Origin of the sequence: Streptomyces spinoverrucosus, from assembly GCF_015712165.1 — a bacterium.
GTDB classification, from domain to species: Bacteria; Actinomycetota; Actinomycetes; order Streptomycetales; family Streptomycetaceae; genus Streptomyces; species Streptomyces spinoverrucosus_A.
Window position 1 is genome coordinate 5,413,467 of the sequence record NZ_JADPZX010000001.1, and the last position, 23,677, is coordinate 5,437,143.

Annotated in this window: 24 protein-coding genes; 12 read left to right on the forward strand and 12 right to left on the reverse strand. The window is 66.9% G+C overall.

The window, feature by feature from the left end; genetic code table 11:
- Nucleotides 1–66 precede the first annotated feature (66 nt).
- A complete protein-coding gene (locus I2W78_RS24605) occupies nt 67–951 on the reverse strand; it encodes a winged helix-turn-helix transcriptional regulator (protein ID WP_196462439.1) in 885 nt (294 codons plus the stop codon).
- 153 nt (nt 952–1,104) lie between these two features.
- Here I2W78_RS24605 and I2W78_RS24610 point away from each other — a divergent pair, with 153 nt between their 5' ends.
- The 3 genes from I2W78_RS24610 to I2W78_RS24620 all read left to right on the forward strand — a co-directional run bounded on the left by I2W78_RS24610 (nt 1,105) and on the right by I2W78_RS24620 (nt 3,431).
- Complete coding sequence (locus I2W78_RS24610; protein WP_196462440.1) at nt 1,105–2,361, forward strand: MFS transporter; 1,257 nt, start codon at nt 1,105–1,107, stop codon at nt 2,359–2,361.
- Between the two features lie 88 nt (nt 2,362–2,449).
- The gene (locus I2W78_RS24615; RefSeq protein WP_196462441.1) at nt 2,450–2,869 is read left to right on the forward strand and encodes an Hsp20/alpha crystallin family protein; all 420 of its coding nucleotides are present in this window, start codon (nt 2,450–2,452) and stop codon (nt 2,867–2,869) included.
- A gap of 121 nt (nt 2,870–2,990) precedes the next feature.
- The gene (locus I2W78_RS24620) at nt 2,991–3,431 is read left to right on the forward strand and encodes a DUF2267 domain-containing protein (RefSeq protein WP_196462442.1); all 441 of its coding nucleotides are present in this window, start codon (nt 2,991–2,993) and stop codon (nt 3,429–3,431) included.
- A 48-nt stretch (nt 3,432–3,479) separates the two neighbouring features.
- Here I2W78_RS24620 and I2W78_RS24625 read toward each other — a convergent pair whose 3' ends face one another.
- Nucleotides 3,480–4,259 (reverse strand): SDR family NAD(P)-dependent oxidoreductase, encoded by a 780-nt coding sequence (locus tag I2W78_RS24625; protein ID WP_196462443.1) that lies wholly within the window; start codon nt 4,257–4,259, stop codon nt 3,480–3,482.
- A gap of 151 nt (nt 4,260–4,410) precedes the next feature.
- On the opposite strand from I2W78_RS24625, the gene I2W78_RS24630 reads away from it, so the two are divergent.
- Nucleotides 4,411–4,902 carry a cupin domain-containing protein gene (locus tag I2W78_RS24630; RefSeq protein ID WP_196462444.1) on the forward strand — a complete coding sequence of 164 codons (492 nt, stop codon included), beginning with the start codon at nt 4,411–4,413 and terminating at the stop codon, nt 4,900–4,902.
- A 29-nt stretch (nt 4,903–4,931) separates the two neighbouring features.
- Here the strand turns inward: I2W78_RS24630 and I2W78_RS24635 are convergent, their stop codons facing one another.
- On the reverse strand, nt 4,932–5,360 hold the full coding sequence (locus I2W78_RS24635; protein ID WP_196462445.1) for a nuclear transport factor 2 family protein: 429 nt from the start codon (nt 5,358–5,360) through the stop codon (nt 4,932–4,934).
- Between the two features lie 212 nt (nt 5,361–5,572).
- On the opposite strand from I2W78_RS24635, the gene I2W78_RS24640 reads away from it, so the two are divergent.
- Together I2W78_RS24640 and I2W78_RS24645 are read left to right on the forward strand one after the other, a co-directional pair.
- Nucleotides 5,573–6,301 carry a DUF2182 domain-containing protein gene (locus tag I2W78_RS24640; RefSeq protein WP_196462446.1) on the forward strand — a complete coding sequence of 243 codons (729 nt, stop codon included), beginning with the start codon at nt 5,573–5,575 and terminating at the stop codon, nt 6,299–6,301.
- 89 nt (nt 6,302–6,390) lie between these two features.
- Nucleotides 6,391–7,140 carry a DUF899 domain-containing protein gene (locus tag I2W78_RS24645; protein ID WP_196462447.1) on the forward strand — a complete coding sequence of 250 codons (750 nt, stop codon included), beginning with the start codon at nt 6,391–6,393 and terminating at the stop codon, nt 7,138–7,140.
- Between the two features lie 75 nt (nt 7,141–7,215).
- Here I2W78_RS24645 and I2W78_RS24650 read toward each other — a convergent pair whose 3' ends face one another.
- Nucleotides 7,216–8,472, reverse strand: a complete 1,257-nt coding sequence (locus tag I2W78_RS24650; protein ID WP_196462448.1) for a hypothetical protein — start codon at nt 8,470–8,472, stop codon at nt 7,216–7,218.
- Nucleotides 8,473–9,295: 823 nt separating this feature from the next.
- Complete coding sequence (locus I2W78_RS24655) at nt 9,296–10,609, reverse strand: vanadium-dependent haloperoxidase (RefSeq protein WP_230885574.1); 1,314 nt, start codon at nt 10,607–10,609, stop codon at nt 9,296–9,298.
- A 340-nt stretch (nt 10,610–10,949) separates the two neighbouring features.
- On the opposite strand from I2W78_RS24655, the gene I2W78_RS24660 reads away from it, so the two are divergent.
- Nucleotides 10,950–11,375 carry a hypothetical protein gene (locus I2W78_RS24660; protein WP_196462450.1) on the forward strand — a complete coding sequence of 142 codons (426 nt, stop codon included), beginning with the start codon at nt 10,950–10,952 and terminating at the stop codon, nt 11,373–11,375.
- A 132-nt stretch (nt 11,376–11,507) separates the two neighbouring features.
- Nucleotides 11,508–11,954 carry a hypothetical protein gene (locus I2W78_RS24665; RefSeq protein WP_196462451.1) on the forward strand — a complete coding sequence of 149 codons (447 nt, stop codon included), beginning with the start codon at nt 11,508–11,510 and terminating at the stop codon, nt 11,952–11,954.
- Nucleotides 11,955–12,015: 61 nt separating this feature from the next.
- Here I2W78_RS24665 and I2W78_RS24670 read toward each other — a convergent pair whose 3' ends face one another.
- The 4 genes from I2W78_RS24670 to I2W78_RS40690 all read right to left on the reverse strand — a co-directional run bounded on the left by I2W78_RS24670 (nt 12,016) and on the right by I2W78_RS40690 (nt 15,682).
- Nucleotides 12,016–12,621, reverse strand: a complete 606-nt coding sequence (locus tag I2W78_RS24670) for a DUF5753 domain-containing protein (protein WP_196462452.1) — start codon at nt 12,619–12,621, stop codon at nt 12,016–12,018.
- 93 nt (nt 12,622–12,714) lie between these two features.
- Nucleotides 12,715–13,914 carry an ATP-grasp peptide maturase system methyltransferase gene (gene tgmC / locus I2W78_RS24675; RefSeq protein ID WP_196462453.1) on the reverse strand — a complete coding sequence of 400 codons (1,200 nt, stop codon included), beginning with the start codon at nt 13,912–13,914 and terminating at the stop codon, nt 12,715–12,717.
- Entirely contained in the window at nt 13,892–14,890 is a 999-nt protein-coding gene (gene tgmB / locus I2W78_RS24680) for an ATP-grasp ribosomal peptide maturase (RefSeq protein WP_196462454.1), read from the reverse strand. The genes tgmC and tgmB overlap by 23 nt, the downstream gene beginning before the upstream one ends.
- Nucleotides 14,891–14,893: 3 nt before the next feature.
- Nucleotides 14,894–15,682, reverse strand: coding sequence for a putative ATP-grasp-modified RiPP (locus I2W78_RS40690; RefSeq protein WP_230885575.1), 789 nt, complete (start codon nt 15,680–15,682; stop codon nt 14,894–14,896).
- Between the two features lie 195 nt (nt 15,683–15,877).
- Here I2W78_RS40690 and I2W78_RS24690 point away from each other — a divergent pair, with 195 nt between their 5' ends.
- A complete protein-coding gene (locus I2W78_RS24690) occupies nt 15,878–17,152 on the forward strand; it encodes a transcriptional regulator (protein ID WP_196462455.1) in 1,275 nt (424 codons plus the stop codon).
- Here the strand turns inward: I2W78_RS24690 and I2W78_RS24695 are convergent.
- The 3 genes from I2W78_RS24695 to I2W78_RS24705 all read right to left on the reverse strand — a co-directional run bounded on the left by I2W78_RS24695 (nt 17,133) and on the right by I2W78_RS24705 (nt 20,337).
- The gene (locus I2W78_RS24695; protein WP_196462456.1) at nt 17,133–17,795 is read right to left on the reverse strand and encodes an HAD family hydrolase; all 663 of its coding nucleotides are present in this window, start codon (nt 17,793–17,795) and stop codon (nt 17,133–17,135) included. The two genes, I2W78_RS24690 and I2W78_RS24695, sit on opposite strands and share 20 nt — an antisense overlap.
- Nucleotides 17,796–18,190: 395 nt before the next feature.
- On the reverse strand, nt 18,191–19,021 hold the full coding sequence (locus I2W78_RS41475; protein WP_196462457.1) for a very short patch repair endonuclease: 831 nt from the start codon (nt 19,019–19,021) through the stop codon (nt 18,191–18,193).
- Nucleotides 19,018–20,337: a DNA cytosine methyltransferase gene (locus tag I2W78_RS24705; protein WP_196462458.1), complete on the reverse strand. Its 1,320-nt coding sequence runs from the start codon at nt 20,335–20,337 to the stop codon at nt 19,018–19,020. The genes I2W78_RS41475 and I2W78_RS24705 overlap by 4 nt, the downstream gene beginning before the upstream one ends.
- 127 nt (nt 20,338–20,464) lie before the next feature.
- Here I2W78_RS24705 and I2W78_RS24710 point away from each other — a divergent pair, with 127 nt between their 5' ends.
- The 3 genes from I2W78_RS24710 to I2W78_RS24720 all read left to right on the forward strand — a co-directional run bounded on the left by I2W78_RS24710 (nt 20,465) and on the right by I2W78_RS24720 (nt 23,519).
- Nucleotides 20,465–21,187, forward strand: a complete 723-nt coding sequence (locus I2W78_RS24710) for an Eco29kI family restriction endonuclease (protein ID WP_307783766.1) — start codon at nt 20,465–20,467, stop codon at nt 21,185–21,187.
- Nucleotides 21,188–21,282: 95 nt separating this feature from the next.
- Complete coding sequence (locus tag I2W78_RS24715) at nt 21,283–22,092, forward strand: Eco29kI family restriction endonuclease (protein WP_196462459.1); 810 nt, start codon at nt 21,283–21,285, stop codon at nt 22,090–22,092.
- Between the two features lie 299 nt (nt 22,093–22,391).
- Nucleotides 22,392–23,519: an MrcB family domain-containing protein gene (locus I2W78_RS24720; RefSeq protein ID WP_196462460.1), complete on the forward strand. Its 1,128-nt coding sequence runs from the start codon at nt 22,392–22,394 to the stop codon at nt 23,517–23,519.
- The last annotated feature ends 158 nt before the right edge of the window (nt 23,520–23,677 follow it).

Consider the following 23,677-nt stretch of genomic DNA (forward strand, 5'->3'; position numbering starts at 1 on the left):
CCGCAACGGGCTGGGAGTACTGGGACTTGACTCGCCGCCCTCTCGCACGGGGCCGGACGCAGCCCTTCAGCTCCGCGCCGCCACCCGCCGTACCACCGCCAGCGCCTCGCGCACCGCCCCCGGGATGTCCGTCACCGGGAAGCGCGCCTGGCGCACCACGCGTTCGCGGTCCACCACCAGCACCGCCCGCTTCAGCCGCAGTGCCTGCCCGGCGCGGAACACCGGTAGCCGCAGAGCGGCGGCCAGGCGCAGGTCGACGTCCGAGAGCAGGGTGAAGGGGATGCCCTCCTCGACCGCGAACACCCGCTGCTCGTCCGGGCGTTGAGTGCTCACGCCGCGCACCTCGGCGCCCGCCGCGCGGAAGTCGTCGTACGCGTCCCGGAACAGCCGGTTCTCCAGTGTGCAGCCGATGGCACCCGGGATGTCGGCCCAGCCGTCCGGCAACGGGCCCGGGCGACCGGTCGCCGGGTAGCAGAACAGGACGGTGGCCGCCGCCTCGGCCACCGGGTCCAGCGGCTCACCGTCCCGGTGCCCCGGCAGTTCGAGGCGCGGCAGCCGCTCGCCCACCAGGCCCGCCACCCGCAGCGCCTCCGCACTCTCCTCGTCGGCCGTGCCGCTCAGCGAGCCGTCGCCGAGCAGCCAGCGGTCCGCCCAGTCCTGCATCGAGAGCAGCACGGGCAGCAGCCCCCGCCCGCTCTCCGTCAGCCGGTACTCGTACCGCACCGGGCCACTCTGATACGGAACCTTCTCCAGGACCTCCGCCTCCACCAGGTGCGCAAGGCGCTCGGTCAGCACCTTCCGGGAGATACCCAACTCCTTCTGAAGCGCGTCGAACCGGTGGTGCCCGCGTGCGGTCTCCCGAACCAGGAGCAGGCTCCACCAGTCGCCGACCACCGCCGCCGCCTGCGCGATCGCACAGGCGGCGTCCCGCTCGGGCACCGACCTGACCATGGGTCTCCTGTCTTGCGGATACGACGTCCGGCCAACGTCCGGCCAACCTCCGGCCTTCGAAACCATCTTGCGCCATGTGGTCAGTTCCGGATAGGAACTGACTTGCAAACCAAGTAAGTTCCCATAGGAGACTCACTGAAGGGTGGGCGTCGCATGAGTCGGACACCGACGGTCCCGGAGCGCGATCGCCGCAGCACCCACCACGCGACCTCGCCTCCGGCCGTCTTCTGGCGCTACTGGGCCGCTGCCACCGTCAGCAACGCGGGCACCGCCGTCACCGCCCTCGCTCTCCCCCTGGTCGCCCTCACAGTCCTCGACGCCACCGCGCTCCAGGCCGCCCTGCTCGCCGCCGCCGGACAGATCTCCTGGCTGCTGCTCAGCCTCCCGGCCGGAGTGATCGCCCAGCGCGTCCCGCTCCGCCGCCTCCAGGTCACCCTCGATCTCGTACGGCTCGCCGCCGTCGGATCCCTCCCGCTCGCCTGGTGGCTCGACCGGCTCACCTACCCGCACCTGTTGCTCGCCGCTCTGGTCACCGGCGCCGCGACCGTACTCTTCGACATCGGCAACTCGACCTTTCTGCCCGCCATCGTCCCGAACCGGCAGCTCGCCGCCCGCAACAGCCTGATGTCCGGCACGCACGCCGTCACCGAGACCGCAGGGCCCTCCGGGGGCGGCCTCCTCGTGCACGCCGCGGGCCCGGTCGGCGCGCTCCTCGTGGACGCCGCCAGCTACCTGCTCTCAGCCGTGCTGCTGCGTACCCTCCCCGAGCGTCGCCCCGCCGCCCGCACCGGCGACGGCGCCCTCCGGCTGATCCGCGAGGGCTGGACGTACGTGACGCGGCACCCGGTGATGCTGCCCTGCATGCTCTGGGCCACCGCCACCAACTTCGTCTGTGCGGCCCTGGTCGCCCTCACGCCCCTCTACCTGGTCCGTGAGGCCGGACTGACGCCCGTACAACTCGGGCTGGTGCTCGCCATGGACGGAGTCGGCGCGCTCGCCGGATCCGTCGTGGCGGTCCGACTGACCCGGCGGTTCGGCACCGCCCGGGGGCTCGTCGGGACCGCGCTGGCCGGCGGTGCCGCGGCCCTGCTGGCCCCGCTGACCACCTCCGCGGCCGACGCGTACTGGTTCGCCCTGGGCAACGCCGGCTTCGCGTTCGGCGTCGTCATCGGCTCGATCACCACCCGCACCCACCGCCAGACCGAGTCCCCGCCCGAGTTCCTCTCCCGTGTCATGGCCACCGTCCGCTTCGTCTCCTGGGGCGCCCAGCCGCTCGGCGCCCTCACCGCCGGCCTGCTCGCCACATACGCGGGGACGCACGCGGCTCTGTGGACGGTGTGCGCGGCCGCGCTCCTGCCGCCGCTGTACCTGCTCACGGTCCCGGTGGGCCGCCGCCGGGACTTGACCTGAGTCGCCTCTTGTCAACTTTCCTCCCGCGAGTTATATAGAAAGCCGTAGGGCATCGCACCCAGCCCCGTCACGAAAGGAGTGACCCGTGATGCTCATGCGCACCGACCCGTTCCGCGAATTCGACCGACTCGCGCAGCAGGTCTTCGGCCCCACCCGTCCGGCCGTGATGCCGATGGACGCCTACCGAGCGGGGGACGACTTCATCGTCCACTTCGACCTCCCCGGCATCGACCCGGAGTCGATCGAGCTGGACGTCGAACGCAACGTCCTCAACGTCCGTGCCGAGCGCCGCAACCCGGCCCCCGAGGGCGCGGAGATGATCGTCGCCGAACGTTCCACGGGTACCTTCACCCGCCAGCTGTTCCTCGGCGAAACCCTCGACACGGACCGCATCGACGCCTCGTACGAGGCGGGCGTCCTCACGCTGCGCATCCCCGTGGCGGAGGCGGCCAAGCCGCGCCGCATCCAGATCACCGGCGGCGACAGCCGCAGGCAGATCAGCGGCTGAGCGCTGCCGCCGAGCCCGGCAGCCGAACTCAGTTGTCGACGAGAAGCGTCCCGCAGGCCCGCACACCGCCGCCCGCGGGACGCGTTCCCTTGCCCTTCGGACCAGGAGGAGAGGTCGCACGATGACCGCACCGACGATGCCCGCACCCCACCGCACCGGTACGACGACCTGGGCGGACCTGATCACCGCCGTACAGGAAGCGGGCCAGTACCCGACGAGAGCGGAAGCGGAACGTATCACCCGCATCGTCCTCTCCGCCCTCGGCGGCCACGTCACGGGCGACGAACGAGTGGCCCTGGCCCAGGCTCTCCCCGAAGAGGCGGCGAGAGTCGTCGCCTCCCAGATCCCGGCCACCCGCCCCCTGACGGCCTCGGAATTCGTCGACTCGGTGGCCGTCCGCACCGAGGGCGCCACCCCGGCAACGGCCCGCTGGGACGTCAGCTCGGTCCTCAGCACGCTCCCGCAGCTGGTGGGTGACGACCTGATCGCCCGGGTCATCGCCCAACTCCCCCCGGGCTACGCCCTGCTGTTCGGCCGAGCTGACCTGAACCCGGCGTCGTAGACGCCCATGGGGCCACCGCCGTCCCCTCCGCAGGGTCGGCGGTGGCCGTCAGTCGACCACCTGGCCGCACGTCACATTGGGGACCGCTCCGGTCACGGCGGCGGCGTGGTCCGAGGCCATGAGCGCGGCGACGTTGCCGACGTCGTCGAGCGCGGGCAGCCGTTTCAGCAGCGTCATGTCCGTCAGACCGGCGATGAACTCGTCACGCGTGGTGCCGGTGCCGACGGCGTGCTTGTCCAGCACTTCCTCTATCGACTCCACCGACCCGGCCGAGCGCAGACAGATCACGCGCACACCGCTGGGCCCGAGCTCCGCGGCCAGCGTGCGGGAGAAGCCCTCCAGCGCGGCGCAGGTCACGCCGAAGCCGCCGACGAGGGGGAAGGGAATCCGGGACGGCGACGCCGTGATCATCATGATCACACCCGACCCGGCCTCGATCATGTGCGGTGCGACCGCCTTCGCGGTCAGGAACTGCGTTCTGGTCGCGATGGTGATCGGGCGGGCGAAGTCGTCGTAGGACATCTCGATGAGCGGGATGCCCTGCACCTCGTCCAGTCCGATCGCGTTGAACGAGACGTCGACTCGCCCGGCCTCCTTCACGATCGCGGCGACACAGTCGTTGACGGACTGTTCGTCGAGCGCGTCGACCCGAGTGGTCACGGCCGTTGCTCCCGTGGCGGCGATCTCCCCCGCCACGGCCTGGAGTTTGGCCTCGGTGCGCCCGGCGAGGAAGACCCTGGCTCCCTCACGGGCGAAGGCGCGAGCGACCGCGCCGCCGATCGACCCACCGGCTCCGAAGATCACGGCGTTCTTGTCTGTGAGCAACATGGGCATCAGGGGTGGTGATGGTCGTGCGAAGCGGATGGAACCCCCCCGCGAATGGAGCACCTTTCCTCTCCGTCCATCGTCCGCCGCGACGCGACGAGATCGCATCTCGAGTCGTAGCGTGGCGGTGTGGCCACGAATGGCGAGGTGGGCTATGAGTGCACGCATCAAGGGCAAGACACTGGTCGCCAGGGACGAGGGCGACAACGCCGACGGCGTCGTCGTCAAGCTGTACAGCGAGGAGACCGACGGGGCCATCTCGATCATCGAGCAGCTCTTCGAACCCGGCCTCCTGCTACCACCCCACATCCACCAGAACGACGTCTGGCTCTACATACTCGACGGGGAGATGCACGCCCGGGTCGGCGACGAGGTCGTCAGGGCCACAACCGGCTGCTGGGTCATGAAGCCGCGCGGGATCCCCCACACGATGTGGAACGCGAGTCCCGACCCGGCACGCCTCATGGAGGTGTACACACCGGGCGGATTCGAGCTCTTCTTCAAGGACTTCGCAGACCGGTTGCGGCAAGGACCGGCCACGCTCGACGAGTTGAACCGCCTCGGCGAGCGGCACGGCATCCGCTTCTTCGACGACTGGATTCCCGACCTCAAGGCGGCCTACGGCCTACGAGTCGTCGGCGAGTAGCCTCCACACCCCGAAGATGCCGGTCCGCGCTACAGATTGTCTCCCCAGCCTCCCTGAATCATCGTCTGGAAGGCCCACTTCCCGTCCCGCCTGATCAGGATGTCGGCGTACCGGAGCTGCTGGGAGTGGCCGTCCACGGTCATGGTCGAGTCCGTGAAGACCACGGCCATCGAGGCCGACAGGAACACGGGGGTTCGGGTGGACTCGAAGGTGATGTCCTGGCCTCCCTCGCCCATCACATGGGTCATGGTCGCGACGAACTGCTCCCGGTCCCACTGGGCCGATCGACCGTTGCCCGCGGAATCGTCGCTCACGAGGTTCAGCGGGAACACCGCCATGTCGGCCATCCGCTCGACGTCACGCTTGCCACTCGCCGCGTCGTACTCCGCGAACCAGGCGTCCAGGCTCGCGCGGTCTTCCGGGGTGGGGGCGTATCCGGTGTCGGGCAGGAAGGTCATGCAGGCTCCTTTGGCGAGCGGTGGCGAGTCGAATCCCGGCAACCAGGCTAGTCCCAGGCTAGTCAAACTTGTCTAGCTGTCGTGGCAAGAGAGTGTATGCCCCACCCCGGCGCTAATAAAACTTGATTAGTGCAACGTGAGCTGCGGTTGCGGGCCCGGAGTCGTCGACCAGGCTTGGTGGAGAGGGACGGACTCGACGAACGGAGAAGCCGATGGAGCTTCCGCACAGGGTCGAGCAGACGAGACGCAGGCTTCTCGGGAAGCAGGCTCCCGGCCCCGCGGCCATGACGGACGCCAGGAATCCCGCGACAACCGCCGCGCTGACGGCGACGCTGGGGCTCGCCGCCGCATCCTGGGTCGTCGCGGTCGGGCAGATGCAGGGAATGGACATGGGCGTGGCGACCCGGCTGGGCCCGTTCGCCGTCTTCATCGGCCTGTGGGTGGTGATGATGGCGGCGATGATGCTGCCGGGCGCGGTCCCGGCGGTGGTGAGACGCGCTCACGCGGGCGGTCGGGTACGTGACGTGCTGCTGTTCGTCGGGTCGTACCTCGCCGTCTGGACCCTCGTGGGCCTCGCCGTGTACGCGCTGTACCGGCCGCACGGGTCCTACGCCGCCGGCGCGGTGGTGATCGCGGCGGGCGTCTACGAGTTCACGCCGCTCAAGCGGTACTGCCGCCGGCGCTGTCGTGAGAGCGCGGGCCCCGGATTCGAGTACGGGCTCTACTGCGTCGGCTCCAGCATCGGGCTGATGCTGATCCTGGTGGCGCTCAGCCTCATGAGCGTCGTCTGGATGTCCTTGATCGCCGCCCTCGTCCTCGCCCAGAAGCTGCTGCCCCCGAGAGCCGCCGTCGATGTGCCGCTGGCGCTGGCGATCGTCGGACTCGGAATCCTGATCGTCGTCGCGCCGTCGACGGTGCCCGGAGCCACCCCGCCGATGTGAGGCGGGCACGGCCGGCACAGGCAAAGGACAAGCAGGTCGCAGGCAAAGGACAAGCAGGTCGCAGGCCAAGGACAAGCAGGTGAGAAACAATGACCAAGCACAAGACCGGAACCCGCGAGGAGTGGCTCACCGCCCGCCTGGAGCTGCTCGACGCCGAGAAGGCGCTCACGCGACGCAGCGACGAACTGGCACGGCAGCGCCAGGAGTTGCCGTGGGTCCGCATCGACAAGGAGTACCGCTTCGACACCGACGAGGGCCCGGCGTCACTCGCCGACCTCTTCCGCGGCCGCTCACAGCTCCTCGTCTATCACTTCATGTTCGGGCCGGACTACGGGGCAGGGTGCCCGACCTGCTCGAACATCGCGGACGGCTTCAACGGCATCGGCGTCCACCTCGCCCACCACGACGTCACCCTCTGCGCCGTATCGCGGGCCCCGCTCGCGAAAGTGCAGGCGTACAAACGGCGGATGGGCTGGAGCTTCCCCTGGGCGTCCTCGTACGAAAGCGACTTCAACCACGACTTCCATGTGGCGCACACCGAGGAGGAGTGGCAGTCGGGAGCGGTGGAGTACAACTACCGCATGATGGATGTCGGCGCGTCGGAGATCGACACGGCGATGGCGGCGGACTCGGGGACGGACTGGGACACGTACCGGCGAGAAGGCCCCGGCATGAGCGCGTTCGCACGCGAGGACGACATCGTCTACCACACCTACTCCACGTACGAGCGCGGCCTGGACATCCTCTGGGGCATGTACCAGTGGCTCGACCGCGCCCCACTCGGCCGCAACGAGACCGGCCTCTGGTGGCGCCGCCACGACGAGTACGACAGCCGGTGAGGCACACAGCGCTCGTCGTCCCGTCGTCCCGCCCCCTGACCGGCCGGTCAGGGGGCGGGACCCCTGACCGGCCGGTCAGGAGGCCGGGCAGGCGTCCGGTCCGCCCTCGGCGAAGGCGGTCTTGGTGCAGTAGGTGACGGTCGGGTAGTACGCGTCCATGACCGTCGCCGGGTCCTGGCCGGACGGGACGTCCTGGACGGCGTGGGCGAAGTCCCGCGCCGGGAGCATGTTCCGGAAGAGGAGCACGCTGTTGACGTTGGTGGGTCCCCAGTCGATCCAGGTCACTCCGTTGTCCTCGGTCGCGTTGGCGGGGCGGTCCTGCTTGGTGGAGACCACGTAGGTGTAGCGCCGGTCCTTGTCGAGCGCCGTCTGGAAGTCGGCGGCGCAGGAGCTGGCCGGGTAGGGAAGCTGCCACTGGTTCTGGCAGATCGACCAGTACCTGAGCTGGGTCTTGTCGAGTACCGACTGACCTTCACCGGTGTTGGGGAAGGTGGGCGCCTGACCGCGGATGACGGCGATACGGCCCGACTCGTGGGCGAGCGGACTGCACAGGTACTTGTTGTACGGGTTGGGGAACAGGCCGCCGACCTTGTTGGGGATCGCGAATCCCGGGGCCTCGACGGTGGATTCCCCGCAGCCCTCGAATCCTCCGGGCGGCGCGTTGTCCTTCACCAACTCCCTGAGCTCCTCCGCCACCGGCCCGTCGGGCCCCTGGGCCGCCCCAGCCCGGGAACACGTCGGAATGGCGCTGGGGTTGCTGCCCTCACGCTGTCTCGACAGGGCGGGCAGTGGGACGCCGCCCGTCGGGTCGGACGCCTCGGCCGGTACGTAGATCCTCAGCACCAGCCACCCCAAGCCGGACGCGGCGCTGTCCTTGGTGGCGGCGAGCGTGTTGTCGCCGGCGCCGACCGCGGCACCCGGCTGCACCGTGACCCGATAGCGGTGCTGGTCGGGGTTGGTGCCCGCGTCCGGCACGGCGAACGGGTTCTTGCTCCCACGACTCGGCGCGATCTCGTAGTCGGCGAGCGAATCGATGGGCGACCCCTTGGCGTCGTACACCGTCAGCGAAGTGAACCGGGCAGACGGATACGTCCCGTCCACCACCAGGCGCTCACCCTCGCCGACCCGGTAGGGCATCATCCAGTACGTCGCGTTCGTCTCGGGAAAGGCGATGTTCAGCCTGCTCGGTCTGACGACGCCCGGCCATGCGCAGCGGACCTCCTGCGCAGCCGCATCCTCGGCCGGAGCGGGGACGGCGACACCGGCCGGCACGGCCAGGATGCCCACCAACGCCAGAGCAGAAGCCTTCAGAGTCCGCCAAGAGGCACGCATGAACCCCTCCAGCGCATATCGGGAGTGGCGGAAGACGCGCCCCTACACCCGCTGCCGGAATCGCGCGGATGCAATGAGCGCACAGGGGCGAGCCCACCCAACGGACGCTGCAGCCGCACCCGCCCGAAACTCAACCCCCACCAGCAGTCTCACCCCACCCGTCACACCGCGCAACGCGGACCTCGGGTTACGACCGCTCGGAGCCACCCACCACCAACGCACCGCCACCCGCTAAACGATCCTGGTGCGCCCCGACTTGCTGGTGCGCCCTCCCTCTCAACCCTGCCACCCGCTAAACCATCCCGGCGTGCCCCGAATTGCTGGTGCGCCCCACCCTCACTCCCGCCACCCGCCAATCCACCGTGGCGTGTCCCGAATTGCTGGTGCGCCCCACCCTCACTCCCGCCACCCGCCAATCCACCGCCGCGTGCCCCGAATTGCTGGTGCGCCCCACCCTCACTCCCGCCACCCGGCCACGAGCCGCCACCCACCACCCCACCGTCCCCGCCGCCCCACCCCTGGGCCGCCCGGCCAGGAAGAACCCCGCGGTGGAGGGGCGAGTGTCAAGAGTGAAATCGGCGAAGCCGACGCCCGAAGGGCGCTCTTGACACTCGCCCCGGAACCGCCACCCTCACAAAACCCGGGCGGCCTTGGCCCACTTGAAGCCAACGGCAGACCAACCAAGCTGAGAGGGCGACCGCCGGGAAGGCGTCAGAGCGTCAGAGCGTCAGAGCGTCAGAGCGTCAGAGCGTCAGAGCGTCAGAGCGTCAGAGCATCAGAGCATCAGAGCATCAGAGCATCAGAGCATCAGAGCATCAGAGCATCAGCGCATCCCGGCCCGCGGGCACGTGGACCGTACCGCCGGTGACGCCTGGTCATACGAAGAACGCAGCGGCCGGAAATAGTGGGTGACCGCCCAGGCGCCGACGCGACTACCGGCCTGGCACCCGGCCACATCCGCCGAGCGGAAGTGGATCCCGGCCCACACACGGGCGTCGATCATGTCCTCGTTGATCCGGTCGGCGTACTCGTAGTGCCGCGTGGTGCCGGTGGCCTCGGAGAAGAAGGTGAGGTCGAGACGCGTCGTGCCGAGCAGCCCGCTCAGGGCCTGGGTCACGGCGCCGGCGACCGCGGCATGGCCACTGATGTAGTCGGGGTGCGGTGGCGTGACGAGCAGCGGCTCCCACTGCGGGTCGGCCGAGGTCGCGGGGTTGCCGTCGGTGTCGGCCAGCTGGATGGCGGTGATCGGCCGCCAGAGTCCGTAGTGGAGTTTGGCGTCCCAGGCGGCGACGACGGCGTCGGTGCCCGAGGTGTTCGCCGCGGCGAACAGCCGTGCCGTCTCAGCGATGCCCAGGTGGTGCCGAGCCGTGTAGTCCCGGAGCGCCGCCTGGACCTGCACGGCCAGATTGCCCCCGAAGAACAGGGCGGTCTCGGTCTGGAAGGCGGTGCGGGCCGACCCGGTCTTCGCCCCCATGATCCTCACCTCGTTCACGTCCCGGGCATAGCGCGCCGAGGACAGTGCGGGCGGGGCTCCAGGACGGAACTGGTCCGGGGAGGCAAGCAGCATCGGGCGCAGTTTGCTGAGCCAGGGGTCGATGAAGGGCTGGTGGCCGGGTGGGGTGGGCCGCCAGACGCCGGGCGCGGGCGGGGCGGTGAACTGCACTGGCGCACCCCGTCCGTCGCCTTCGCGCAGGTCGATGAGGTGCTCGGCGGCCCGCTCCCCGAAGGCCACGCCCCGCGTCTTGGCGCTGCCCTCGGGAATCCTGGCGAGGGATTCGGCGTAGGCGGCGTCGAGCGGCGCCTGGGAGGCGGGGAAATAGGTGACCAGCACGCGGTGGGCCGCGGCCACGGCGGCCGCCTCGGGCGACGCGGTGGAGGGACCGCGCACCCGCCACTTGTAGGGGGCGTAGTCGCCCCGGATGCCCACCACGGCGTTGTAGACGGCAGCCGAGACGAACCCGTGCCAGATGACCACCTGGCCCGAGGGGCGGGTGGCGCCGAGGTTGGTGCTGATGGTGTCGGTGGCGATCGTGTTCCATTCACGGATCGCGGCGGCGTCCGCCGCGGGCGGCGCGTGGCTGCCGGCGGTGGCTGGTGGGCCGCTCAGGACTGTGACGAGGAGAACGAGCAGCGACATGACGGCGCCTACGGCAGCCGGTCTGCCCGAAGTCGATGCATGCATAACCGGCGTAACCGTCACACGCGCGGATGGTCACGCAGCTGTGTCTGCCCGGCAAGCCTGACCTGGGACGCCTCGACTCATGAGCGCCGCCACCTGTCAAGCCCCGAGATGCAGCGACATGACGCACCTCGCGGGCCAGGGCTTACTTGAGACATGGGTTCACGCAGAACCGGTGGCCGCTGAATCCCCGGAACAATTCCGGCGGCCGAATCCACCGGTCAGGCGCCCCACCATCAAAGACCTGTGATTCGCCGGGCCAACACCCATCACCCCTTCACATCAAAGGAGAATCTCCATGACCGCCACCGCCTCCCCCACCACTCGCAAGCGGCGTGTTCTGATGCTCGCGGCCTCGACCGCCCTGGCGGCAGGAGGCGCACTGGTCCCTACTGGAGCATTCGCCGCCCCGGCCACGCCCCCGGCAACCACCATCACAGCCGACTGGGACAACCGAGATAGCGAGGACCGCGACAACTCGGACGAGGACCGTGACAGCACAGACGAGGACACGAAGACTGCCCCCGAGTCCACGGAGGGCTCCGAGACGGCCCCCGAGTCCGGCGGTGTGGTCTCGGAGAGCTACTGCAGCAGCCCGACGCGGGCCCCGGGACTGTGCGTCGACGGCAAGCCGATCCCGAAGGGAGACGGCACCGTCAAGGTCCCGCAGGGAACAGTGGTCCCGAGCCCCACCGGCAGCTCGACTGCTGAGCTCGCTGTATGACCTGGGCACGACCAATGCCGAAGACCCCCAGCCGAGATCGGCTGGGGGTCTTCTCGCTGGTGGGCGCGGTATGACGTGAAGGACCACGCTCGTTACTCCCTGACAACCGCCCCTTGCACAGGAAGCACCACGATGGAAGCGGACGAGATCGTCGAGCTGCGCACCATGTACACCTTCGCCCCAGAGCCCGGGCAGAGCTGGGGCCTGACGTACGAGCGTCTCGCGACACTATTGCGCGAAGGGAACCCCGAGGCGTTCATCCGCGTCGACGAAGGTAACGGCGGACCCGTTCAGGGGTCGTCGATGCACTTCGGGATCACGCTGGACGACGAACAGCTCGAGGGCATGGCCTTGCTGACTCCTGAAGGGGTGTCGGTCAAGGACTGCACTGTCGGCTCGGCGGCGCGATTCGTCTTGTGGCTCAGGAACACCGTGGTGCCCGACGGCATGACCGTCATGTTCAACACCGAGTGGGGCGTGGAGGCCGAACTGCCCGATACGCCTGTACCGGACGCCACGCGCCCACGGATCGCCGCCGCGTTCATGGACCATCTCGTGGAGACCGGAGACATCGATTGAGCCCGAGGCGCTGAGCTACCGCCATTTGAAGCCCAGCACTCCAACGCCCGGGCCACGTCTCTCAGGGCCCGCCCCAGAACGCCAAAGCCTTGCCGATCAGCGACTTGGCGTCGTCGCCGTAGCAGGCTGCGCCGCTGAGGATGTCGAACGCCTTGATGTGGAGAGCGATCTCGTCCGGATCGGTGATGTCCACCCCGGTGGAGACGAGTTCATAGTGGACTCGACCGTCGTCGTACATGTTGAAGCCGGGTTCGGGAACCATCCCCACCTCGGCAGCGGTCGGGACGACACCCAGCCTGAGAGAGGGAAGGTCGAAGTCACGAAGCAGACGTTCCATCTGCCCGCGCATCACCGCCGGCCCTCCCACGTTGGTGTACAGGGCCTGCTCACCGAGGATGACGTCGAAGCGGTGCTCACCGCCGTAGAGCACCTGCTGCCGCTCCATTCGCTTGGCGACCCCCGCCGGAACGTCGTCAGGGACACCGAGGAACTCGACAACGTGCCGGAGGATGACGGAGGCGTAGGCCTCGGTCTGGAGCGTGCCCCAGATCATCGTGGGCAGGTACGCCTTGCTCTGACGCGTCTGCTGGTACAACCGGACTACCTCGTCCTGGATGCCTTCTGTACCGGTGGACAGCCGTTGCTGCCACGGGACCATGTTCGTCATTCGGTCACTCTCTTTCCCCCAGGGTTGGTCAAGGGCATGCGTGCCCGCCGGTAACGCACAGCACGCGTCTCGCGGTGAGGGTCTCGTCTCATCTCAGGGCCTCGGAAGCGGCAGACCAGGCATCCGCGGATGCCGCAGATGTTGCCCGCCGTCGTACACATGCATCGTGAACGTCTCCGGCCTCGGCCGATCGGCCGCGTCGAACGCGTCCAGGACTTCCTCGATGCGTTCCCACAACTTCATCGGGCCGCCTTCATGGACCTCCCACGCTGTGCCGTTGGGCGTGAGCGTGGCGGCAGAGCCGGTGACGACATCGACGAGGTGTACGACTCCGTCCATCGTGACCATCTGTGCGTTCGGTACTGCGGTTTGGGCGAGGAAGCGCAGGTGGAACGCCTCCTCGGTCGCGGCCGTGATCCGTTCGGGGCTGTGCCTGGCCGATCGTGTTTTCTCGGGCAAACCGGCGGCCCAGTCCGCGGGATTGCCGAAGGCCGGTGCCGCATGCGTCCGGGCGGGCATGAAGGAGATCGTGCCCGGCAGCAAGGGACCCTCGGCCGTGCCGTCCTCGGCCACGGTGAGCAGGACACGGGCGTTTCCGTAGAGCCAGCCCGACAGGGGGATCAGAATCTTCCCGCCCGGCCGGGCTTGAGCGAGCAACGCGGGCGGGACGGCACGGAACGAACAGGCGGCCACGATTCGGTCGTACCAAGCCTCGGGCCAGTACCCGTACAAGCCGTCCGCCACGGCCAGCGTCGGGAAGTAGCCGCAGCCATATAGCGTGTTCGCCGCCGCTTCCAGCCGACGCGGGTCGATCTCCACGCTGGTGACGTGCGAGGAGCCCAGACGCTCGCAGGCGAGTGCGGTGGAATAGCCGGTCCCGGTTCCGATCTCCAGCACTGTGTGACCCTCCGCGACGTCGGCGTCGGCCCACATGCGCAGGACGAGCGACGGCAGTGTGGACGACGAGGTGGGGGCCCCACCATGCCGGACGACCGGGTCCTTCCAGTCGGGCTCCTCGCCGTCGAACTGCGTGATCAGCGTGGTGTTGGAGTACGCCGCGGCTAGCCACCGGCCGTAGTCGAGCTCGGCGGTGACCGGCTCCCACACGGTCAGTCCGTGCTCGTCGCGTTGCCCGGTGGGCAGATAGAAGCCGGGTACGAAGGGATGCCGTGGCACCTCTTCGACCGCCGCCCGCCAGGCTGGATCCTTGAGAGTCCCGTCTACGGCGAGGACTTCCGCCATGGCCTCACGCAGCCGCGCCGCGTCGGTCTCAGGGTCGGCCGGCATCTTCATGGCCTGCCGCCTCCTTCCTGGTCAAGATGTCGGCGAAAGCATCGGTGATGTCCTGCGCGTCCGGGAGCCAGCCCCACTGCCCGTTCGGGTTGCACTCGATCGCCCACCACCTTTCTGGATCGTCGCTGTCTCCGGTGAGTGCGAAGTCGAAACAGCCGAAGACCAGACCGAACGAGTCCAAATAGCGCTGCAAGGCAGCCTCGACGGCGGAGGGGACGGCGATGGGCGTGTGAGCCAGTTCCTCCCAGTTGCCGCGACGCCAGTCCAAAGCCCCGTCCGGGGTGGTGATCCGTTGGGCGAAAACCCGGCGGCCGACTACGGTGACGCGTGCGTCTCCTGCCTTGGGGATCTCGGCCTGGAACAGGTGCGCGGTCGTCATGAGGGCGTCATCGAAGGTGTCAGGGTCGACACGTTGAGTCCACAGCGCCCCGGTCCGATGGTCATCGCCGCGGGGCAGACCACGGAACGACTTGTAGACGACTTGCTCCTGGGTGGCGGCGAACTTACGTGCCGCTTCGGGGTCATTGGTGATCAGTGTCGGCGGGATCCTCACTCCCAGCTCGGCGAACCTCTGGAGCTGTGTCGGTTTGAAATCCGCACGTGCGACCGCGGACGGATGATTGACGTACAGCGCACGACGCAAGCTGTGCAGGACACCGCCGAGCCCATGCCGTGCCTCGGCGATGGCGAAATCCCGTTGCTGCTGGGGGAGGTGCTTGAACCGGTCGGCGTACGGGGTGGGGCGGCGATAGTAGACCGCCGTCACTTCCCCCAACTCGAGCTCCTTACTGGTCGTACGCATCCGCCCGCTCCACAGCGGTGTGCCGGATCCGATACGGAACCCGAAGGCGAGCTCAGGTCCAATGTCGGCAGGGTCGATGCGCACGACGGGCACCCCGCGCGCGTTCAGCGCGGCGATCACCCAGTCGGCTGTGACGTCTTCCAGGGCCGTGATGACCAGGACGGTGGAAGCCATCGCTCAGTCCGACTCGTAGTCGGTTGTGACGTCGTCCTGCGTCTGCGGTTGCGGCTTCTCCCCGTCCCCGCCTCCGGAGACCGACGCCGTTCCCGCGGTCTTCGACGACCCATGCTTACCCATCTCCACCTCCTGCCCGGAGCTGTCGGCGTATCGGGCGGTCTGTGTAGCGCTGTCGAGTACCACGGTCGCGTATGGCGGCGGGCTGATCGGCAGGCGGTCGGTCACCAATCGCATCGCCCACGGCGCCTGAGTGGTGACAGTGGCCATGTGCTCAGCCTTCCTCTCGATGGCGTGCGACCAGGCCTCGGCTTCCCCGGCAAGCTGAGACCGTCCGGCCTCGACCAGGGCGACGATCGAACGCGGCGCGCACAAGTCACCTTCGTACCTGGGCGGCACCACCCAGTACGTGCCTGGCGGTTGCCGCCGGTCGAGGCGCGGAACTCCGAGATAGGTGCCGCGCCCCAAGCAGGTCGCGATGTCGTCGTACGCCCACACGAGAGCGGCGTGCGCCTCGATCAGTGCGTAGTAAGTGCCTCCCGCCACGCGGCGGTCAAAGATGACCGATCCGCCCAATAACTCTCCGAGCGCGCCTGCGACTTGGTCGGGCTCGTGGGACCGAACGACGGCGTGTACGACCTCGGATGGCATACGCACCGCTGCGAACCGCTCCCCAAGCGACAGAAGGGCGACGCCCAGCGCCGCCCACTCGTTCCGAACCTGATCCGGCGCCGGATGGCTCCGAGTCAGCCACTCGGAGATCACCCCGTCTGGAGTCTCATGTGCGTGCATAGTTGCTCCCTTGCTGCTGCCCAACAGTCGGTACGGCACAGAGAGTCCACGAGTGACTGCTCAGATTCGAGGACTCCAAAAGGCCTTCAAGAGGACGTTCACAGGGCCTTGCTGACGCCCTGAGGGGGAGAAGGGTCCTGTGGCGGACCTGTTGTGGGAGGCTTGAACCAGTTGTCGACAGGAGGGGGCGATTCCGTGCCAAGGCCCACAGGCAACGTCCGGCTCAAGGCGGCTCGCGTGGCCGCCGGGTTCAACTCACAGCAGGACCTGGCCGACGCCCTGACGGAGCACGCCAAGCGCATGGGCATCCGCGGTCTGTCGATCGGAGTACGACAGGTTCGCCGCTGGGAGTCGGACAATCCACCGTGGCCACAGCCGGACTGCCAGCGCGTACTTGTTCATCTGCTCGGCCAGAGCATGGAGTCGCTCGGTTTCACACCCCCCTGGGGCTCAGAGGGCCCGACACCAGACCCCACCCGCCGCATGCTGGTCACTGGCGGTGCGGCGGCACTTGGACTGGCGATGGGCTCTCAGCGGGCCATCGCCGCGCCCCAACCGACCACGGCAGGTGCCGACTTCGAGGCGGTGACTCGCTCACACCGCCGGCTCTACTGGTCGGTCGCACCGTCCACCCTGCATCCAGCTGTGCTTGCGCATGCGACGCTAGGTTGTGCCCTACTCCCCGAGACGACGGATGTTACGCGCCGTACGGTGGCCGCGGCGCTGGCGGAGACCTACCTGCTCGCGGGCCGGATCGAGTTCTTCGACCTCAGCCAGCCGGCCAGTGCGCACGACACGCTTCTCCTGGCCCTGCAGGCCGCGGGCGAGGCAGACGACACACTTCTCGGGTCGGCGGTCATCGCGCACATGGCGTTCATCCCTGGTTGGGCGGGCGAGCGTGAGGGAGCCCAGGAGCGCATGATCGCAGCTCGCACCTACGCCCGCCGAGCCCCCGCATCCGCCGAGTTCCTGGCATGGCTGGACGCCGTGGAGGCCGAATGCGAGACCAGGTGCGGTAACACCCGCACCGCCCTGCACCTGATCGGCCACGCTGAGGACATCCTGCGAGACGGCAGCGAGCACCCCTCACCCGAGTGGATGGACTGGTTCTCCCGGGCTCGGCTCGCAGCCTTCAAGGGCAACACCGAACTGCTCGCGGGTCACCTCCCACAGGCCCGCGAGGCGCTGAGCGCGGCCCTGGAAGCCCTGTCCCCCGGCGAGGAGAAACAGCGCACGGTCGTGTACGGCGACCTGGCAGCCGTCGAAGCGGCCTCGGGGAACCCGGAGAAGGCTTGCGAGTACGCAGGCCTGGCCCTCGACCAGTTGGCCATCACTTGGTACGCCACCGGCATGGACCGCGTACGCGAGGTCCGCCGTTCTCTCACTGCCCACCAGCACGAACGCTGCGTCCGCGACCTCGACGACCGCCTCTACGACTGGTCGACAACGCTCAGCGCGCTGAGTCGTTGAACTCGCGTACCCGATCGGCCAGCTCGAGGAGCCCCTCAATCCGGAAAGTGGGCAGTTCCCTCGCTTCGTCGCTGTTCCACTGAATCGTGGCCCACGGCCCGCGATGCACGAGCGCGGTGTGCATCCCCGCCTCGCCGGCCGGTCGGATGTCGTTGTCGCACCGATCACCGACGTACAGGATCTCCCCGACCTCGAAGGGCACGACGGCGGCGACCCGCTTGAAGAACTCGGGCTCGGGCTTGCTGGCGCCCCAGTCGTCGGACGTACCGATCAGGTCGACGTCATCGGAGAAGAGATCGCGCAAGATCCGTCCCGCTCGCACCGTCTGGTTACCGGCGATGCCGAGCCACAGCCCGTCTGCCCGGAGCCGTTGCAGCGTGGGCCGTACGTCCGCGTACAGATCCTTTTCCCCGAAGGCCTCCGGCTGTCCGGCGTCGGCCCGCTTCTGCCGCTCCTCGTAGAGGTCGAACCCGGGCCGGAACTCCTGGAATGTCTCCCGGTAGTCCCGACCCTGTGCGATCACCGCTCCGAACATCGCGTGGAACGTGTGCCTCGGTACCTCCAGCCAGTCGGCCCAGGTGCCGTACTCCCGGGTCTCGTCCACCAGGCACTCACCGACGTCGAAGACGACTGCACGAATCATGGGAAGCAGGGTATCGAGACGCTGCGTGCTGGTGGGTGCCCCCTACCGTTCGAACCGTGACGCAGGAGTACGCGGCCGCGCTCATCGACCCGCGTTTATGAAGCAATGTGGGGACGGGAGATGGTCACGAATCACGAACGGCTCGGGCGTTCGTAGGTGCAAGGTCCGCAACGAGAAGCTGGACATCGGTGAGGATGCTCAGTTCGGGCTCAGCGGTATGAGGCTGGTAACGGGTACGGCCTTACTGACCTCTTCCGCTGGCACGCCTACCGCGCGGACCTCGCTGACAAGGCAGAGCCTATGTGGGCGAGTTGATCGTCAACCAGGACGCCCTCAAGCGAACGACGAGCCCACTGTTCTCCCATGAGCACACTGCTACGACGAAACAGTCCGTTTCAATCATAGCCTTGATCAGCACCCTGCTCAGCCAACCCGCCTTCTGGGCCAGCTGGCGCCAATAGCCGTGTGGCTAGTGCCGCTCTCACCTTCTCCGCAGCCCTGTTTGGATCTTCGTGTTCCCACACTCGGACTACGGTCCACCCGTGCTCCCGAAGCCGCCGGTTCGTGTCCGCGTCGCGCGCTTGGTTGCCCTCGATCTTGTCTTTCCAGAAGCGGGAGCGCTTCATGGCGGGACGGTAGTGATCTGGACATCCATGCCAGTAGCATCCGTCTACAAAGACTGCGACTCGAGCCTTAGTGAAGACCAGGTCAGCCGTGCGGCGGAGGTCGGGCAATGGTCGGGCGTTCACCCGGTAGCGCAGGCCCTTGCCATGGAGGATCGAACGGAGCAGCAGCTCCGGTTTCGTATCTCGCCCTTTGTTGGCGGCCATGACGGCACGCACAGCTGTCGAGGATGCTTCAGAGCCGGCGGGCAGTTCCTCGTCGGTAACCAGGCCAGCTTCGCGAGCCACTGCCCAGGCCTGGGCAAGGTTGGCGACCCGAGTCGCCGCGTTGACCTCGCCCACGTAGCGCTCTCGAGTCTGGCCCTGTTGGGACCACCGCAGGTATGCGCGTATACGGCGAGTACGGCGGTAGACCCGGAAGGCGATAGAGCCAGTGGCACGCTCCCCGCTATCAAGCACGACGACCCGGCGGTGACGCCCACCAGCAGCGCGGTCCTGCTCTGCGGACCGGGCAGACTGGGACATGCCCTGCCTGGGCTTCCAGGCCTGCTCGGATGGTAGCCGGTCCCTCCACCCATGCTGATTCTTGGTCGGTTCAGTCATGTCAACCTCTCGGCGTCATCGAGAGCGGCTCGGACTGCCTTGGCGAAGGCCTCGCCGAGCTTGACCGGGACGGCGTTGCCGAGCTGGCGCATCTTCTCGCCACGCGGTCCTGCAAGGACCCAGTCATCAGGAAAGGTCATGACACGTGCGGTCTCGCGGACTGTCATATAGCGGTAACCGGTGTCGTCAAACGTCGGATCATCGAGTCGCAGCACCGACTCGCCGCCAGGCACGCCATGAACGCCCGCTTTCACCGTCTTAGCAGGGCGATCGAGTTCGTTGGGTGTGTGGCCGGTGTAAACGCGGGCGCCGGGCCAGCCCATGTGATCCGGGATATGGCCTGCAAGTCGCTTGCCATGAACATCCTCCAGCTCGATAGGAGGCAGGGGCCTACCTTCGTTCTCATCGATCCCGGCGAGCGCGTCGCGCAGGGTGCGCCACGGCTCCTTGTCATCAGGAACGAGGGACACTGGTGGCAGATTTGCCATGACCCGGTCTCGAACGGCATCGATTCCCTGGACGTCGTCGTAACGCTTCCAGTAACTCCCATCATGCATTGAGTCGATGAGGGCCGCCTCAGAGAACCGAGGTTCCGGCCTGTGTCTGTCCCAGTCCACACCGAGGTCGGAGCGAAACGCGACGATCATGACTCGGTGTCGGATCTGCGGCACCCCGTAATCCGCAGCATTCACCGGCATGTACGCAACGTCGTACCGCTCAGACGGATCAGTGTCGCCGCTTGCGAGCACTCCCCGTAGAACCCGGTCATGTTCTTCCCAGGTGGCCCCCTCCGCTCGCCGAACGAACGGAAGGCTCATCTCTCGAATGATGTACTGGAAGTATGGCTCAAAAGAGCGCCGTAGCAGGCCCCGTACGTTCTCGCAAACGACAGCCTTGGGGCGCATCTCGCGGATGGCCCGGAACATTTCCGGGAACATGTTCCGCGCGTCCTCGGTACCCTTCGCCACCCCCCCAAGGCTGAACGGTTGGCAGGGAGGGCCGCCGGCGAGGACGTCCACCTCGGCGTCCTTGAGGAACTCGAACGAGGGGATGTCCCGCACATCGCCGGGGGTTAGGGGCCAGCCAGCGGCACGGCGGCCGGGATGCCCCTCCCCTGGCCTAGGCATGGATGTGTCTCTCGGGTCGCGAGGCTTCGCCCCGTTCTCGATCAGCGTCTCCAAAGCGCGCTTGTTGAACTCGTTGACCAGGAGTGGCCGAAAGCCAGCGTTGTGCACAGCCATGGCCAAGCCGCCGCCACCCGCGAAAAGCTCAACGGACGTCCGGTTGGCAGACTTTTGTTTCCCCTGATCAGACATGCGCAAAGCATACCGCGGAGTTGTTGATCATGGGAACCAAGTCCTGAGACGCACGCCCGCATCGGGGATCTCGCTCGCTAGAGTGGCCGTCGCTGCAGGTGACGCCATCAGTGGGAGGGGTGCCGGCGTGTCCAACGAGACAGGCGGGTCAGTGGGACCGAAGCGGGTCATACGTGGGAGTTGGAGACAGTACGCCACTCGCCCCGAGCCGTACGACCCGCTCAAGCTGGAGAATCTGGGTCGAAGCATCGAAATGCAGATGCTGCAAATGGAGCCAGAGCCAATTACGGATGTGCATCCGATGCTAGGGGCGGGCATTTACGCAATTTATTACGTTGGTCATCACCCTCTGTATGAGCCAATCTCTGACGGTTGCCGCACGCCCATCTATGTTGGGAAAGCCGTGCATAAAGGGGGACGCAAGGGGCTGACTAGCTCGGGCGAAGGCGAGGCACCTCTGTGGGAACGGATCAAAGAGCATAGAACATCCCTTGAGCAGGCTGTGGACCTGGACGCCGACGAGTTCCATGTCCGCTATCTTGTCGCTGTCGATTTCTTCGTTTCTCTGGCTGAACAGCTCATGATCAGGCAGTTCCGTCCATTGTGGAATACCTTGGTTGACGGTTTTGGTAACCACGCACCCGGCGGCGGTAGGAGTAATCAACGTCGCCCCCCGTGGGATGAACTGCATCCCGGCCGGCCGTGGTCTAGCCCGGACCGGATGCCCACGCCGAGCAAGCAGTCCGCTGAGCAATCCCGTCTTCTGATTGAGCGCCGCTGGAACCAAGAGGAACCACCGCCCTCGCAGGAAACCCTCACGTTTCCCGATATTCTGCCTGATGAGCTGTAGCGGCCCGCTTGGACTATGCTGATATGTCGATATCACCTCCGGATCACCTCTCGGGCGACGCTCGTGGGCGATTCAACCCGCTAGGCCTTGGACAGTTGAGCGAGGACCTGCGCCGCGCCCTGGAGGCCAGGCCTAAGGTGGGGCTGGCCGATCTACGGTCGTTCCAGGGGGCGGGCCTTTACGCTCTCTACTACCGGGGTGCCTTTCCGATCTACGCGCCTCTTCGGGGCACAAACGTTCCCCTCTATGTAGGAAAGGCCGAGGCTGGGAATAGCAGCTATGGTGACCCGCCGAATGAGCGGCTTCCTAAACTGTATAAGCGGATAGACAAGCATCGCGCCAGCATCAAGGAAGCAGACAACCTTTCGGTCGCCGACTTTGACGTGCGCTACTTGCTGCTGGACGACGTGTGGATCGTCCTGGGCGAAAGGGCCCTGCTGCGTGCCTACAGCCCAGTGCTATGGAACACGCTGCTTACCGGATTCGGGTCGAATCCCGCCGGCAGAGCGCGCACTAACCCCCGTTCGTACTGGGACACGATGCATCCCGGCCGACCTCGCGCTGCGAACTACCTTTGCAACCGCACTCTGACGCGCCATGAGGTCAATGTCCGCGTGGAGGAGGGCATAGATGTGTCCTTGATGGCACCGGGCGCTGATCGTGACGGAGCGCTGGCGGCGCTGCGGAAGCGTAAATACAGGCCCATCTGGTCGCTCCCGGGCAAGAGAGATGAGGGTAAACGCCTCGTCGTCTATAGGCCTGATGCGTTCGCGGAGGAGAACGCCGCGTTCGGGGTGTCCGCTGACTCTGAGGAGTGGCGTGAGGCTGACACATCCATCAGCGTTGCCGCAGAACCCGACACCAACGAACTCGAAGAAGGTGACGGCGATCAGGACGATGGGTGACGGGGAGCCGTGGGTGGCACTCGTAGCCGCATCTCGCAGCTGAAGTCCTTAACCTGTGTCTCGCGGCGATCAAGGGCCTCATGGCTGACCTCGTGGGTGCATCAGGGGTACTGCGCCCTGGTGCGTTTTCGACGTGCCTGCGAGCGAGTTGGTGTCGAGCCTTAAGACTGGCGCCTCGCCACTGAGCGGCGTGAGAGCGACTGATGGGCGCGCGCGTACCGGACAAGATTGCATCGCCTGTGGTCGCGCAGCTGACTCCGTCTGGATCAAAGGTGATTGAGGTGGCTAACGTTTGGCACATGCCACTTCGTGACCTGCTCATCCGCATCGCGGAAATCTACGATGCCAATGCCTTGGCATCCAACGACGTACCGGGCCAGGCTCTCCTCCGCAGTGTGAAGGAGAGGGATGATCTCCCATTGCCGCCTGGCTTCACCGCAGACGGACACGGAGGTCAGGGCTTCGCAAGTAGCACCCCATGGATCGGTGTCTACGATCCGGAAATCAACACGGAGCCGCATGATGGTCTGTATCTCGCCTACATCTTCAGCGCCGATCTATCGGTCGTGACACTGACCTTGCAGCAGGGAGTGACGAGCCTCAAGAAGAAATTTCCCGGCCGCCCAGATCTACGGCGTGAGCTGCGGGAGCGTGCGAAGCGTCTGCGTGCCGCGCTACCACCAGCCCTGGCGCCGAGTTGGAGCCACCAGCCGATCTTCGGCTCCAAGGACTGGCGTCCACGGTCGTATGAAGCGGGCAGCGTTGTGGCACGACGCTACGAGATCGCGAACTTGCCCTCAGAAGAGAGCCTTCGCACTGACCTGCTCGAGGCTTCGCGACTTCTTCGTGACGTGGCTGTGGCGCAGCGTGTCCATCTCCAAATACCGGCCGTGGACGATCTTGTAGTGGAGTACCTACCCGAGGAACACTCGACCAGCGATGCCCTGGACAACTTCTGCCCTAAGGACAGCAGTGACTACTACGTTCACGTAAAGGGCGGCAAGCGTCGGAGAACGAGGAGTCATGAAGAGCTCATCAAGGACTTCGGATACCACTCAGTCGCTTGTGGATACACCCCCATAATCGCCGGTATGCATCCACGGGACTTGGTCCTACGCAGTAGTCGTGAGAGTTCACAACGTTCCTGGCTTGTCGAAGGGAAGACCGTGAAGAATGGCAACACGACGAACGCCGTACGCCAGGCCGTCGGCCAGCTCTTCGAATACAGCCACTTCTGGCACGAGAAGCGAGGCGAGCCCAAGCCCCACCTCATAGCTCTGTTCACCGAGGGCATAGGGCACTACGTGGAGTACCTAGAGGAACATGGGATCGCCTCGATATGGCGCTCTGGCGATGGTTGGAGCGGCTCGCCCAAGGCCGCGTCGTGGGGGCTAGTGTCAAATCCGAAGATGAAAGACCTAACGTAGCGCCTCCAAAGAGCAGTGGGAGGAAGCGTCCCGCGAGGGAACTTGTGCTCGCCCACAGAGGATCACGCGCGGCTAGCAAGGGTGCCCATCGTCTAGGCGCGATTGCCGATTGGACGTCCGCTGCCGAGAGGTGGCCGTCACGGGGATGTTGGTCTGCC

Coding starts and splice junctions, on each gene's coding strand:
- I2W78_RS24605 (WP_196462439.1), bottom strand. CDS start 951: ATGGTCAGGTCGGTGCCCGAGCGGGACGCCGCCTGTGCGATCGCGCAG.
- I2W78_RS24610 (WP_196462440.1), top strand. CDS start 1,105: ATGAGTCGGACACCGACGGTCCCGGAGCGCGATCGCCGCAGCACCCAC.
- I2W78_RS24615 (WP_196462441.1), top strand. CDS start 2,450: ATGCTCATGCGCACCGACCCGTTCCGCGAATTCGACCGACTCGCGCAG.
- I2W78_RS24620 (WP_196462442.1), top strand. CDS start 2,991: ATGACCGCACCGACGATGCCCGCACCCCACCGCACCGGTACGACGACC.
- I2W78_RS24625 (WP_196462443.1), bottom strand. CDS start 4,259: ATGTTGCTCACAGACAAGAACGCCGTGATCTTCGGAGCCGGTGGGTCG.
- I2W78_RS24630 (WP_196462444.1), top strand. CDS start 4,411: ATGAGTGCACGCATCAAGGGCAAGACACTGGTCGCCAGGGACGAGGGC.
- I2W78_RS24635 (WP_196462445.1), bottom strand. CDS start 5,360: ATGACCTTCCTGCCCGACACCGGATACGCCCCCACCCCGGAAGACCGC.
- I2W78_RS24640 (WP_196462446.1), top strand. CDS start 5,573: ATGGAGCTTCCGCACAGGGTCGAGCAGACGAGACGCAGGCTTCTCGGG.
- I2W78_RS24645 (WP_196462447.1), top strand. CDS start 6,391: ATGACCAAGCACAAGACCGGAACCCGCGAGGAGTGGCTCACCGCCCGC.
- I2W78_RS24650 (WP_196462448.1), bottom strand. CDS start 8,472: ATGCGTGCCTCTTGGCGGACTCTGAAGGCTTCTGCTCTGGCGTTGGTG.
- I2W78_RS24655 (WP_230885574.1), bottom strand. CDS start 10,609: ATGTCGCTGCTCGTTCTCCTCGTCACAGTCCTGAGCGGCCCACCAGCC.
- I2W78_RS24660 (WP_196462450.1), top strand. CDS start 10,950: ATGACCGCCACCGCCTCCCCCACCACTCGCAAGCGGCGTGTTCTGATG.
- I2W78_RS24665 (WP_196462451.1), top strand. CDS start 11,508: ATGGAAGCGGACGAGATCGTCGAGCTGCGCACCATGTACACCTTCGCC.
- I2W78_RS24670 (WP_196462452.1), bottom strand. CDS start 12,621: ATGACGAACATGGTCCCGTGGCAGCAACGGCTGTCCACCGGTACAGAA.
- tgmC (WP_196462453.1), bottom strand. CDS start 13,914: ATGAAGATGCCGGCCGACCCTGAGACCGACGCGGCGCGGCTGCGTGAG.
- tgmB (WP_196462454.1), bottom strand. CDS start 14,890: ATGGCTTCCACCGTCCTGGTCATCACGGCCCTGGAAGACGTCACAGCC.
- I2W78_RS40690 (WP_230885575.1), bottom strand. CDS start 15,682: ATGCACGCACATGAGACTCCAGACGGGGTGATCTCCGAGTGGCTGACT.
- I2W78_RS24695 (WP_196462456.1), bottom strand. CDS start 17,795: ATGATTCGTGCAGTCGTCTTCGACGTCGGTGAGTGCCTGGTGGACGAG.
- I2W78_RS41475 (WP_196462457.1), bottom strand. CDS start 19,021: ATGACTGAACCGACCAAGAATCAGCATGGGTGGAGGGACCGGCTACCA.
- I2W78_RS24705 (WP_196462458.1), bottom strand. CDS start 20,337: ATGTCTGATCAGGGGAAACAAAAGTCTGCCAACCGGACGTCCGTTGAG.
- I2W78_RS24720 (WP_196462460.1), top strand. CDS start 22,392: ATGCCACTTCGTGACCTGCTCATCCGCATCGCGGAAATCTACGATGCC.